The organism is Pseudomonas sp. S11P7 (assembly GCF_023195435.1).
Taxonomy (GTDB): Bacteria; Pseudomonadota; Gammaproteobacteria; order Pseudomonadales; family Pseudomonadaceae; genus Aquipseudomonas; species Aquipseudomonas fluorescens_G.
Genome location: NZ_JALPKS020000002.1, coordinates 2,049,833 through 2,062,501 on the forward strand (window position 1 = coordinate 2,049,833; position 12,669 = coordinate 2,062,501).

General features: G+C 61.8%; 12 protein-coding genes. 6 read left to right on the forward strand and 6 right to left on the reverse strand.

What is annotated here, in order from left to right:
* Positions 1 to 71: 71 nt before the first annotated feature.
* Together M0746_RS09590 and M0746_RS09595 are read left to right on the forward strand one after the other, a co-directional pair.
* The gene (locus M0746_RS09590; RefSeq protein ID WP_258448962.1) at positions 72 to 2,585 is read left to right on the forward strand and encodes a fimbria/pilus outer membrane usher protein; all 2,514 of its coding nucleotides are present in this window, start codon (positions 72 to 74) and stop codon (positions 2,583 to 2,585) included.
* 90 nt (positions 2,586 to 2,675) lie between these two features.
* Entirely contained in the window at positions 2,676 to 2,903 is a 228-nt protein-coding gene (locus tag M0746_RS09595; RefSeq protein WP_090283861.1) for a PLD nuclease N-terminal domain-containing protein, read from the forward strand.
* Positions 2,904 to 2,962: 59 nt separating this feature from the next.
* On the opposite strand, the gene M0746_RS09600 is transcribed toward M0746_RS09595, so the two are convergent.
* Both M0746_RS09600 and M0746_RS09605 read right to left on the reverse strand, forming a co-directional pair.
* Positions 2,963 to 3,205, reverse strand: coding sequence for a hypothetical protein (locus M0746_RS09600; RefSeq protein WP_258448963.1), 243 nt, complete (start codon positions 3,203 to 3,205; stop codon positions 2,963 to 2,965).
* A complete protein-coding gene (locus M0746_RS09605) occupies positions 3,202 to 3,456 on the reverse strand; it encodes a DUF6555 family protein (protein ID WP_258448964.1) in 255 nt (84 codons plus the stop codon). The genes M0746_RS09600 and M0746_RS09605 overlap by 4 nt, the downstream gene beginning before the upstream one ends.
* A gap of 364 nt (positions 3,457 to 3,820) precedes the next feature.
* Between M0746_RS09605 and M0746_RS09610 the strand changes: the two genes are divergently transcribed.
* The 4 genes from M0746_RS09610 to M0746_RS09625 all read left to right on the forward strand — a co-directional run bounded on the left by M0746_RS09610 (position 3,821) and on the right by M0746_RS09625 (position 7,723).
* A complete protein-coding gene (locus M0746_RS09610; RefSeq protein WP_258448965.1) occupies positions 3,821 to 4,996 on the forward strand; it encodes a zinc-dependent alcohol dehydrogenase in 1,176 nt (391 codons plus the stop codon).
* Between the two features lie 40 nt (positions 4,997 to 5,036).
* Positions 5,037 to 5,189 (forward strand): hypothetical protein, encoded by a 153-nt coding sequence (locus M0746_RS09615; RefSeq protein ID WP_157720699.1) that lies wholly within the window; start codon positions 5,037 to 5,039, stop codon positions 5,187 to 5,189.
* 201 nt (positions 5,190 to 5,390) lie between these two features.
* Positions 5,391 to 6,764 (forward strand): iron-containing redox enzyme family protein, encoded by a 1,374-nt coding sequence (locus M0746_RS09620; protein WP_258448966.1) that lies wholly within the window; start codon positions 5,391 to 5,393, stop codon positions 6,762 to 6,764.
* Between the two features lie 14 nt (positions 6,765 to 6,778).
* Positions 6,779 to 7,723, forward strand: coding sequence for a class I SAM-dependent methyltransferase (locus M0746_RS09625; protein WP_258448967.1), 945 nt, complete (start codon positions 6,779 to 6,781; stop codon positions 7,721 to 7,723).
* 33 nt (positions 7,724 to 7,756) lie between these two features.
* On the opposite strand, the gene M0746_RS09630 is transcribed toward M0746_RS09625, so the two are convergent.
* The 4 genes from M0746_RS09630 to M0746_RS09645 form a co-directional block, all read right to left on the reverse strand.
* On the reverse strand, positions 7,757 to 9,073 hold the full coding sequence (locus M0746_RS09630) for an SDR family oxidoreductase (RefSeq protein ID WP_258448968.1): 1,317 nt from the start codon (positions 9,071 to 9,073) through the stop codon (positions 7,757 to 7,759).
* Between the two features lie 88 nt (positions 9,074 to 9,161).
* A complete protein-coding gene (locus M0746_RS09635) occupies positions 9,162 to 9,551 on the reverse strand; it encodes a DUF1850 domain-containing protein (protein WP_258448969.1) in 390 nt (129 codons plus the stop codon).
* Positions 9,548 to 11,575 carry a TRAP transporter permease gene (locus M0746_RS09640; RefSeq protein WP_258448970.1) on the reverse strand — a complete coding sequence of 676 codons (2,028 nt, stop codon included), beginning with the start codon at positions 11,573 to 11,575 and terminating at the stop codon, positions 9,548 to 9,550. Before M0746_RS09640 ends, M0746_RS09635 begins: the two co-directional genes overlap by 4 nt.
* Positions 11,576 to 11,656: 81 nt before the next feature.
* Positions 11,657 to 12,607 carry a TAXI family TRAP transporter solute-binding subunit gene (locus tag M0746_RS09645; protein ID WP_258448971.1) on the reverse strand — a complete coding sequence of 317 codons (951 nt, stop codon included), beginning with the start codon at positions 12,605 to 12,607 and terminating at the stop codon, positions 11,657 to 11,659.
* Positions 12,608 to 12,669: the final 62 nt, after the last annotated feature.

The window sequence follows — 12,669 nt, forward strand, 5'->3', positions numbered from 1 at the left end:
TCATTCCTTTCCTTGCGAACGAGTCCACGCGCTGCCTGCGCAGCGTGGCGGCAGCGTATTGAGTATTTGTCATGCGAACCGATGCCTCGAACCTTCACTGCGTCACCGTGCCTTTCACCCCATTGCGCTTGTCCGTTGCGATCATCGCAGCCCTGATGAGCAGTGTGGCAAGCGCTGCTGAACCAGCGAAGTTTGACGCCAGTTTCATGCAGTCATTTGGCGGCGCCAGCGCCGGGCCCAATCTCGATCTGGACGCGATCGCCAACAGCGGCTCGATCGGCCCCGGCACCTACCCGGTAGTGATCCGCCTCAACCAGAGCTTTTTCGATCGCCGCGACATGACCTTCGCCAAGGACGAAAAGGACGGCGAAGTGCGCGTCTGCCTGTCCGAAGCGTTTCTCAAGGAGATGGGGGTCAAGGTCGATGCGTTTCTGACGCCGGGCGAAACCTTCCCGGCGTGCATCAACCTCGCCGAGCTGATCGAAGGCGCCTCGGTGAGCTTTGATGCCGGCCGCCTAGCGCTGGACATCAGCGTGCCGCAGATCGCCTTGCGTCGTGATGCCGCCGGTTACGTGGCACCGCAGGAATGGGATCGTGGCATCAACGCGGCGATGCTCAACTATCAGTTTTCCGCCGCCAACACCCAGAGCGATGCGCGTGGCAACGGCACGCAGTACAACCTCTACGCCAACGGTGGCTTCAACCTCGGCGACTGGCGCTTTCGCTCCAGCTCCTCGTTTCGTCAGGACGAAGACGGGCAGCAGGACTGGCAGCGCAGCAACACCTATGCACAGCGCGACCTGACCGCGATTAAGGGCACCCTGACCCTGGGTGAAAGCTTCACACCGGGCGATGTGTTCGACAGCATTCCGTTTCGCGGTGCGCAGATTGCCTCCGACATGGGCATGCTGCCGGACTCGATGCAGGGTTACGCGCCGATCATTCGCGGCATCGCCGAGACCCAGGCGAAAGTCGAAGTGCGCCAGAACGGCTACTCGCTGTACACCACTTACGTGGCACCGGGCGCCTTTGAAATCGACGACCTCAACGCCGCGTCGGGCAGTGGCGACCTGGAAGTGATCATCACCGAAGCCGACGGCCGCGAGCGTCGCTTCACCCAGCCGTACGCCACGCTGGCGAACATGCTGCGCGAGAAGACCTGGCGCTACAGCGTCACTGCCGGTGAGTACAACGCCGTCGATGGCGGCCAGCGCCCGGCGTTTGCCCAGGCATCGCTGGCCTACGGTTTGCCGTTCGACCTGACGCTGTACGGCGGTTTGCTCGGTGCCGATTTCTATCGTGCTGGCGTGATCGGTGTCGGCAAAAGCCTGGGCAGCCTCGGCGCAGTGTCGTTTGACGTCACCCAGGCGCAGACCGACGTACCGCAAGGCACGACAACCGTCGCAAGCAAGGCCGGCAAGGAAAAAGGCCAGAGTTTTGGCGTGCAGTACGGCAAGGCGTTCGAAACCGGCACCTCGGTGCGCTTCGCTGGCTATCGCTATTCCACCGAAGGCTATCGCGACTTCGATGAAGCCGTGGCCCTGCAAGAGCCGAATGACTTCAACAATTTCTCCAAGCGCAGCAAGGTCGAGGCCAGCGTCAATCAGGCGCTCGACAGCTACGGCTCGTTCTATCTGAACGTGAGCAAGCAGAACTACTGGGGCACGTCGCGTGAAGACAAACAGATGCAGCTGGGCTTCAACACCCAGCACAGGGGCGTGACCTACGGCGTCTACGCCAGCAAGACCCTGACCGACAATTTCGGCCAGAACAATCAGGTGGTGTTCACCGTGTCGATGCCGATCGGCCAGACCCGCAGCACCGGCACCTACACCGTGACCCGCAACAACGACGGCAGCCTCGATCAGCGCGCCGGGCTGAGCGGTCGCGACGGCAACCTCAACTACAACGTCAACGCCAACCGCTCCGACAATGCCGGCAACAACGGCTCGGCCCTGGTCGGCTACCGCGCACCGTTCGCCCAGCTTGGCGCCGGGGTCAGCGTCGGCAGCGGTTACCGCCAGACCTCGGTCAGCGCCGCTGGCTCGGTGCTCGGCCACAGCGACGGCGTGGAATTCGGTCAGACCCTGGGCGAAACCGTGGCGCTGGTCGAGGTCAAGGACACCAAGGACGTCGGCATCCTCAACGCCCCGGGGACCAAGACCAACGCCAAGGGTTACGCGCTGGTGCCGTACGTCACGCCGTACCGCAAAAACCGCGTTTCGCTGGACACCAGTGAACTGGACAACGACGTCGACATCGCCGAAGGCGTGACCAATGTCGTGCCGCGCCGCGGTGCCGTGGTCAAGGCCAGCTTCGCCGCCAGCCGCTCGGAAAAAGTCTTGCTCAACGTGCGCCTGCAAAACGGCAAGCTGCCGCCGTTCGGCACCACCGTCACCGACGACAAAGGCGCCAGCGCCGGCGTGGTCGGCCAGGCCGGTCAGGTGCTGTTGTCGGTGGGTGAGGGCAAGGTCTACAGCATGAAATGGGGCGAGAAAGCGGGGCAGGGTTGCCGTATCGAACTGGACGTCAGCAAGGCGCCGCTGGTTGACGGTTACCGGGTCATGAACGCGATTTGCCAGTAACGGTGCACGGCGATCAGGCCGGCGGCGGATTTTTTGAACGCTGATCTGATCGCACAACCCAATGCATACCAGTCATTGGAGGAGTGCGCCATGAACGAGGCAACGAGTTACTTTTCGATAGCGGTCGCGGTGATCATTCTGCTGGTCGACCTGTGGGCGATTGTCAGTGTATTTCGCAGCGAGAAAAGCGTCGGCACCAAAGCCGCATGGGCCATTGGCCTGATCGTGTTCCCGGTGTTGGGCCTGATCGTCTGGGGCATCGCCGGCCCGCGCGGCGTCAAGGAAGGGCCTTCGTCGCCGGAACACAGCAAGGGCTGATCGGCGCCTGTGCAACACCCGTCGAATGGCGGGTGTTGTTGTTTCAGCACTCGAAATTGTCAGCTTCGCGAGCGTCTGCGCAGCTGCATGAAGGCCTGATACGCCTCGGTGCGCTTGGCGTCCGCTACAGCCTTGGCCTGATTGAAATGCTCCCACATCGCCGCGTTGCGACTGCTCTCGTCGAACAGTCGGTAGGCGATTTCCTCAAGGCGGTCCGCTTCATAAAACAAAGCGTTTATCCGCGCCGGTTCGTCGTCCTCATTCTCACTCGAAAAGCCAGCCGATGACGTCGTTGAAGTCATGATGAAGCCTCCGTCCACACCAAAGCGGTGGTCTCGCGCCATTTCACCTCGGTGATGCCAAACCGTTCTGCCTGCGGTTTCGAAATAGCCTTCAGCGGCGGTTTTCCCGGTTTCGGGATCGGCGCAATACCCGCATCACAACTCGCCCAATGCCACGCATCCGCGTTGCTCATGTGTTTAGCGCGGATGACAAATGACCGGGGCTGACCGTGAAGCAAGTATTCAATGGTGAAAATATCCGTACGACTCATGAGTTCCTCCTTAGGCTCATAGCCAAAGGAGTCAGGGGGTACGGAAAAAATTCCAATGAGTTTACCGATGGTCGGTGCCCAAAGATCAAAAGCCCCTCACCCTAGCCCTCTCCCGGAGGGAGAGGGGACTGATCGCGGGGAATGCGAGGGCTACGGCAACGTGCATTATCGAGTCGAATGCAAATTTTGAAACCAACCAAAATCGGCTCCCTCCTCCGGGGGAGAGGGCTGGGGTGAGGGGCGGCTCCAACACAAATCCCACATGGAAAATCCGACCACTAATCAGCCCACCCAAAACCCCGATGAAACCTTGCCGCCCAACCGCACCTCAACCCATAAACCCACCACCCAACGGGAGAAGACAATGAAAGCCATCGTCTTTCACGGCATCGGTGATATACGCCTGGACGACGTCCCGGACCCGACAATCCAGGCCCCGACCGACGCCATCGTCAAACTGACCGCCTCAGCCATCTGCGGCACCGACCTGCATTTCATCCGCGGCAGCGCCCCGGACATGCAACCCGGGACCATCCTCGGCCACGAAGGCGTGGGCATCGTCGAAGCGCTGGGCAGTGACGTGCGCAACCTCAAGGTCGGCGATCGCGTACTGATCCCGTCGACCATTGCCTGCGGCAATTGCGCCTACTGCCGCGCCGGTTATTTCGCCCAGTGCGACGTCGCCAACCCCAACGGCAAAACTGCCGGCACATCGTTCTTTGGCGGGCCGAAAACCACCGGCCCGTTCCACGGCCTGCAAGCCGAAAAAGCCCGCATTCCGTTCGCCAACATCGGCCTGATCAAACTCCCCGATGAGATCAGCGACGACCAGGCCATCGCCATGTCGGACATCTGGCCCACTGCGTGGTTTGGCGCGGAAATGGCTGAGATCAAGGACGGCGATACCGTCGCCGTGTTCAGGTGCGGCCCGGTCGGGTTGTTTGCGATCGTCAGTGCCAAACTGATGGGCGCAGGCCGTGTGTTCGCCATCGATGGCCTCGAAGATCGGCTGGCACGCGCGCAGGCGTTGGGTGCCGAGTGCATCAATTTCGAACAGGAAGACCCGCTCGAAACCATCGCCCGCCTGACCGGCGACATCGGCGTCGATCGCGCCATCGATGCGGTCGGCATTGACGCCAATCACGCCCACCACGGCGCCCACGAACCGGCGCAATGGCAGCCGGGCGATGAGCCCTCGCAAGCCCTGCAATGGGCGGTGCAGGCGGTGGCCAAGGCCGGCACCGTGTCGATCATCGGCGTGTACCCGGCCGGGTTCGACAGCTTCCCGATCGGCGCGGCGATGAACAAGAACCTGCGCCTGAACATGGGCAACTGCCACCACCGCAAGTACATCCCCAAGCTGATCGAAATGACCTTGGCCGGCCGCGTCGATCCGGCAAAAGTCATCACCCAGGACGAACCGCTGACCGATGCGATATCGGCATTCAAAGCGTTCGACAAACATCAGCACGGCTGGATCAAGGTCAAGCTGGAGCCCGGTGCCGATGGCGCCAGCACTGCTAAACCAGCGACGGCGTAATCAACACCGAATGTTCCCCAATCCCCGTCAGGAGACACCCATGAAAACCCTCTGCGTATGCCTCGGTTTCTGCTCGATGTTGCTGCTGCAAGGCTGCTTCGAAGGCTCGAACGATGCGCCCAACAAGGAAGGCGACAAGAGCAAGGCTTCGTTGCAGATACAGCAAGGCGAGTCGGCCGAAGAGAAAAAGTAATCGCGCTTTTGCTTACGCGATTCGCCGAACAGATCAGGATTTAGCCTGGGCGGCCAGTGCTGTCCGGGCGTTTTTTCCTGGGGTGATGACATCGCCAATCGGGGATGCACCGTTGGCTCCGTCGCTGCGCTGAAAAAAGGAATTATTTTAACCGGCGGCGACTCTCTCGTTTATGAGCATGCATTTGATGAGGGAGCTGCCATGACGCTGATCGACATCCCGATCAAGAAGTCTTCACACAGGGCCGTGTCGCATCCGGTCTCTTATCACGATCTTTATGATCGGCTGTTGGCAGAAGATTCTGCGGTTGACCGGACTGCCTACGATCTGCTTCGCCAACAACTGAAACTGGCCGCCGAGCTGCCGCTGGATCTGCCGTCACAGCCTGAGGCTTTGGCGCAATGGTCGGAGGCGCACTGTGCCGATGTCGCGGCGCAATACGCCGAATACCTGTCGGCGCGCCAGCAAGGCGCGGACCGGCGCTATTTCCGCAACAAGTCCCACGCGCTGTATTTTCTCCAGCATGTGGCGCCGACCAAGGAAGTCGACGGCGCCTGGCTAGCGGGCATTCCTACGCACTGGCAGGACCAGCGTTTCGACTACCTGCTCGATACCTATCTCGAGGAGCTGGGCGACGGCATCCCACGGCAGAACCATGTGGTGATCTATCGCAAGTTGCTCGCCGAACACGATTGCGCCGACCTGCAGGGGCTGGCCGATGAATGCTTCCTACAAGGCGCCTTGCAACTGGCGCTGGGACGTTTCGGCGATGAGTTTCTGCCGGAAGTCATCGGCTACAACCTGGGCTACGAGCAGCCACCACTGCACTTGTTGATCAGCTCGTACGAACTGGCCGAACTGGGCATCGACCCGCAATATTTCCGTCTGCACGTGACCATCGATAACGCCAGCACCGGCCATGCACGCAAGGCTGTGCAAGCGCTGTTGCGGCTGATCCCGGCAGGCCCGGAGCGCGAGGATTTTTACCGGCGCATGACCGTCGGCTATCGCCTCAACGATCTGGGCAAAGGCTCGACGGCCGTCATTGAGGAGTTCGATCTGCAGCGTGCCGTAGTGACGATGCTCGAACGCAAAGCGATCTTCGGCCAGCACATGCATTCCGACTATTGCCGGATCGAAGACCGCACCATCAATCAGTGGCTGGCGGCGCCGGGGCAGATGGCCGATTTCCTCGCGGCGCTGGAGCGCAAGAGCTGGATCAAACGTGGCCAGCCGGTTGAGCAAAGCCGTTTCTGGCGCCTGATCGAGGGCAGCGAAGCGGTGATGTTCGGGGTGTTCAACGGTTACGAAAAACAATTGCTCAGCGACTGGATCACCGGTGACTGCCCGGATAACGCGCACCGGCCTTACGTCGCGCGCCGAGGCGCGGCAGCGGATGAACAAATAGAGATCGCTGATGCCGAGCAGCGCACGCTGGAGAAGAGCCTGGAAAACCTGCCGCCTGTCGAACAGATGCGCAAGCTGCAACCCTGGCTGCAACCGCAGCGGCACTGGCGTCCGGCCGGGCTGTTTGCGACCCGACGCTTTATTCAATTGCGCGACCGTTTGCGTTGACCACAGGAGGCTGCATGTCGCTACAGGAAACTTCGGATCGAACGCTTTTCGAATTGGGTAAACGCTTGCAGGACAGCGGTTATCGTTTCATCACCCCGACGCCGCTGACCCACGAACGGGTTTATCAGCGTTTTGCCAGCCCGTTGGCCAAGGATTTTCGTGACGTGTTCGGCTGGTCGATGCCGTTTGCCGGTGAGCTGTTTTCCGCCGATGAGTTGGGGCATCTGGAACAGGCGGGGATCATCGAGCAGCAGGGTTCGCTGTGGCGCAGCCATGTGCGCTGGTCGACGCTCAATGACCGCTTGTTCGTGCACTCAGCGTTTCCCACCACCGCCAACGACGCGGTGTTTTTCGGCCCCGATACCTATCGGTTCGCCCGCGCCATCGAAGCGCAATTGCAGCACCGCTTCGCCCCGATCAAACGTGCGGTGGACATTGGCTGCGGTAGCGGGGCAGGGGCGGTGATCATCGCCCGGGCACGCCGAGAGGCCGAGGTGCTGGCGGTCGACATCAACCCGCAGGCGTTGCGCATGACCGCGGTCAACGCAGAGCTGGCCGGGGCTGACAACGTATCGGCCTACCACAGCGATCTGCTGGCCAGCGTCGAAGGCGAGTTTGACCTGATCATCGCCAACCCGCCGTACATGAACGACCAGCATCAGCGCGCCTATCGCCACGGTGGCGGGGCGTTGGGCGAGGGGCTGTCGGTGCGTATCGTGCGTGAAGCGCTGCCGCGTCTGGCGCTCGGCGGGACGTTGCTGGTTTACACCGGGGTGGCGATTCAGGCCGGGCAGGATCCGTTCCTCGAAGCGATCAAACCGCTGGTGGCCGGCGGCAGGTATGCGTGGACTTATGAAGAACTGGACCCGGACGTGTTCGGCGAAGAACTGGTCAAGCCTGAATATGCTCTGGCCGAGCGCATCGCCGTGGTGGCGCTGACGGTGACCCGCGAGCAGTGACGCTTTATCGCGCCGCCGCTCGCCGGAGGCTGGCTAGCGGCGGCGCCCGCGTGATCGATTGATCGCCAGCAGGCAGCCACCGACCAGCATGGCCGCGCCAGCCACAAGCAGCGGTGACGGTTTTGTCGGCTGGCGCCAGCCTCCATCCACGCGCCGCTCGCCACTGGGCGGCGAGAACAGATTACCCGACGAGGTTTCCATGGCGGGGCTGCGCTGGATGCCCCGGCGGGTCAGCCAGCCCGACAATTGCGAAAAACCCGGCAGGAGAAAATGCGCCACGCGAGCGAGGGTTGCCGCACTGCCGACAGTCACCTGCGGTTTTGGTTTGAGCGCGCAATCGACCATCGCGCTCGCCACTCGCTGCGGATCGTAAATCGGCGGTGGCGGCTTCAGCGCATGGCCGGTGTAGTTGGCACCGTCGCGAAAACCCGGTGTATCGATGACCGCCGGATAGATGTTGCATACGTGAATATCCGGCTGGCCGACCAGTTCGCCGCGCAGGGCTTCGGTGAGACCGATCAAGCCATATTTGCTCGCCGAATACGCCGCCGCATAAGGCTGCGCCACCCAACTGCCGAGCGACAGCGTGTTGATCAGAATCCCCTGTTGTTGCTGTTTGAAATATGGCCACACCACATACGCGCCGCGCAGATAACCGAGCAGGTCGGTCTGTAGAACCTGTTCATGCACCTTCAGCGGCGTCTGCTCGAAATCGCCCACTGCGCCAACACCGGCATTGTTGATCCAGACGTCGATGCGGCCATTGCCGAATTCCGCTGCCTGCTCGGCCAGTTGCAGCATTTGCTCATTGGAAGTGACATCGGTGCGCACCGCCAACGCTTGTGCACCCCGCGCCGCGCACTCATCGACCACCTCGGCCAGCGCCTCGCCGTCCCGCGCGGCCAGCACCAGCCGTGCATGTTCGTCGGCAAACGCATGCGCGGTCGCCCGGCCGATGCCGCTGGAGGCGCCGGTGATGACCACCAGTTTGCCCGCCAGGCGCGGGCTGGCCATTGCGCGTTTCGGCGCGAGGGCTTCAGGCGCCGCGGCCGGCTGCACGGTTTCCGCTTCGTAGGGCACTAGCTCGACGGCCAGTCGCAAGCCGTCGGCCATCACCAGCGTCAGCGCTTCGATCCGGCCGACAACCCGGTCGGGGTAGATCGGCTCGCCGTTGGGATCGAGCATGTCGTAGACAAACGTCAGGCCTTCGAGCCAACCGACCGCGGTCTGCAGTTCGGGGCCGAGGTAATACTTGCCGTCAAGGAAAAAGCCAGGAAACTGCGGCGCGCGCTCGACACTGTCAATGCGGTAGCGCTCACCCGGCCTCATACCGGTTTCAGGGGCGATCATAGGGAATTCCTCCTCCGTTGGTTCTGCGATAGAGAACGGCGGTGAACGCAGGGTTCCATGCAAAAGAGGAGCGGGCGCTGAACGACGACTATCCGGCGATCTCGCAGCTCCATAGCTCAATGAACGGTTGCGCGCTGGTCGGGGCGCCGACCCAGCGGCTCATCGACTGACAGTCGCCCTCGATGCACAACTGATAATCGCCCGCCTCGGGTGTGCGCCCCAGTTTCAGCGGTTGTTGGGGCGGCAAGCGGCGCTGGAAGTGCCAGCTGCCGTTGTCCAGTCGCGCGTCATCGGGGATGTCCATGCCGGCGCCATTGCCGCGTACTCGTGCTTCGTGCAGCACCAGACCTTCGGCGCTGACGCGGTAATCTTCTTCCCAGCGAATTTTCTCGATGCTGTGATTCCACGCCAGGGTGAAATGGCTGACCGGTAGTTGTGCCCAGAGGCTGCCGGCCAGCCCCAGACACAAACCAATCATGCCGGTGCCAGCCCGGCGCGGCGTGAGCGCCAGACGTGCTGGAACAAAACCAGAATACCGAGGGCGAAGCCGAGTTCGTCGGTCAGCGGCAGCGCGACGATCAGCAGTGCCCCCGCGACGAGACTGAGCAAGCGCTCCCAGACCGCCATTTTGCGTTGCAGAAAACCGGTGGACGCGACGCCCCACAAGCCGACCGCCAGAACGGTTTTCAGCAGCATGTAAGCGCTCATCCACAGATTGTCGCCTTGCAGCATCAATGCCGGGTTATAGACCGCCATGAACGGAATAATGAAACCGGCCAGCGCAATGCGCACCGCCCACAGGCTGATCTTGAAGCCGCTTTCCTTGGCGATCGGCGCAGCGGCAAAGCAGGCGAGGGCGACGGGTGGTGTGAGGTCGGCGAGGATGCCGAAATAGAACACGAACATGTGCGACACAATCAGCGGCACGCCCAGCTCCAGCAGCGCCGGCGCGGCAATCGAACTGGTGATGATGTAGTTGGGAATGGTCGGAATGCCCATGCCCAGGACCAGGCAGGTAATCATCGTCAGGATCAGCGACAGCAGCAGGTTGTCGCGGCCGATGGCCAGAATGTAGCCAGCAAACGTCGACGCCACGCCAGTGAGCGAAACGATGCCGATGATCACCCCCACCAGCGCACAGGCAATGCCCACCGGCACCGCATGGCGTGCACCTTCGACCAAGGCGTGCAGGCAGATCAGCAGGGTCTCGCGACCGCCCTTGATCAATGCGCAAACCAGCACCAGCACCGCAACGACGGCGAAAATCACCGCGATCCCCAGCTGGAAAAAGCCTGTGCACAGCACACCCAGGGCAATCCAGAACGCACAGCGCAGACCGAAGCTGTGCACCCGGAAAATGATCGCCGAACCGAGAATCACAATCGCCGTCAAGGCCAGGCCGACCATCCCGGAAAACAGCGGCGTGCGCCCGGAAAACAACAGGTAAACCAGCACCAGCAGCGGGATCAGCAGATACCAGCGCTCCTTGACCGCGCCGAATGCGCTGGGGCATTGGTCTTTGGGCAAGCCCTGCAGGTTGGAGCGTTTGGCTTCCAGATGGACCATCCAGAACACCGAACCGAAATACAGAATGGCCGGGATCAACGCGGCCTTGGCGATTTCCACGAACGGCACATTGATGGTTTCCGCCATGATGAACGCCACTGCACCCATCACCGGCGGCATGATCTGGCTGCCCATGCTCGAAGTGGCCTCGACGCCGCCGGCAAAAGCCGCCCGGTAGCCGAAGCGTTTCATCAGTGGAATGGTGAATTGCCCGGTGGTCACCACGTTGGCGATGCCCGAGCCGGTGATGGTCCCCATCAACGCTGACGAAGCCACGGCGACCTTGGCCGGCCCACCGAGCTTGTGACCGAACAGGCCCATGGCGAAATCGGTGAACAGCTTGATCATCCCGGCCTGTTCGAGGAACGCGCCAAACAGGATGAACAGGAAGATGTAGGTGGCTGAAACGTAGGTCGGCGTGCCGTACAGACCTTCGGTGCCAAAGGACAACTGATTGATGATCTGGTCAACGCCGTAGCCACGGTGGGCCAGTTCGCCGGGCAGGTATTCACCGAACAGACCGTAGGCGAGGAACAAGCCGCAGATGATCGGCAGCGCAATGCCCATTACCCGCCGCGCGGCTTCGAAGACCAGTGCAATCAGCACCACGCCAACGAGCATGTCGGTCGGCGTCAGGTCGCCGGAACGCTGGATCAGATCCGCTTCGAACACCCACTGATACAGCGCGGCGCCGATGCCTGCCAGGCTGAGCAGCCAGGCCAGTGGTTGCCAGGGGCGGCTCTGGCCGTAAGCGGGGTAGCTGAGAAAGACCACCCACAACAGGAAACCGACGTGCACCGCGCGCAGCACCTGACTGGAGATCGGGGCAAAGGCTGCGGTGATGATCTGGAATACCGAAAACAGCAGCGCTACGTAAAACAGCGCTTTTGGCCAGTCCCGCGGGTTCGCGGAAATGCCGTGATGCTCATCGCTCATTGGCGGCCTGCCTCATGACTACGCTGGAAGGAATCACGGGCGCAGTGGCGACGCTCGGGTCGCCACTGCGCTGTGGGGCGATTACAACGCGCCTTTTTCCTGGTAGTAGCGTGCGGCGCCGGGATGCAGGTCGATCGGCAGGTTTTTCGCCGCCGTTTCCAGTTTGATGTCCTTGGCGGCCGAATGCGAATTGCCCAGCCGCGTCAGGTTCTCGAACAGCAGGCGGGTCATCTGGTAGACGACGTCATCGGGCAGGTCGGCGCGGGTCACCAGGATGTTGGTGATTGCCACGGTCGGCACGGCTTCGGCCTGACCGTCATAGGTGTTGGCCGGAATCATCGCGCTCTGATAGGCCGGGTTGCCGATTTTGCTCACCACATCAGGCGGGATGGCAACGTAGTTCAGCGGCATCACCGAAGACAGGTCGCGAATCGCCGCCATGCCCAGTCCGGAGGATTGCAGTGTGGCGTCCAGTTGGCGGTTCTTGATCAGCTCTACCGATTCGGCGAAGGGCAGGTATTGCACCTTGCCCATGTCCTCGTAGGTCAGGCCGGCGGCTTTGAAAATGGCCCGGGCGTTGAGTTCGGTCCCGGACTTGGGTGCGCCGACCGAGATGGTCTTGCCTTTGAGGTCGGCGAGGGACTTGATCCCCGATTCCTGGCTGGCGACGATCTGAATGTAATTGGGGTAGGCGCCGCCGAGGGCACGCAGTTTGGTCAGGGGCGCTTTGAAACCGGCGTCTTCTACGCCGTTTTTCGCGTCCGCCACCGAATCGCCCAAGGCCAGCGCCAACTCGCCACGACCGGCCTGTAACAGATTGAGATTTTCCACCGAGGCTTTGGTGGCCTGCACCGAAGTCTTCGAACCGGGGATGCCGTCGCTGTAGATCTGCGACAAGCCCACACCGATCGGGTAATACACCCCGCTGGTGCCTCCGGTCAGGATATTGATGAACACCGGCGCGGCCTGTGCCGCGCTGCTCAATGCCAGGGTGGCGGCGGCCAACAGGGCAAAGCGTGTTTTGACTCGCATGGGCAATCTCTCCGTCTTGTTATGGTTGTCAGCAGAGTGTGTTAGCGCTGCACGGCACGGGT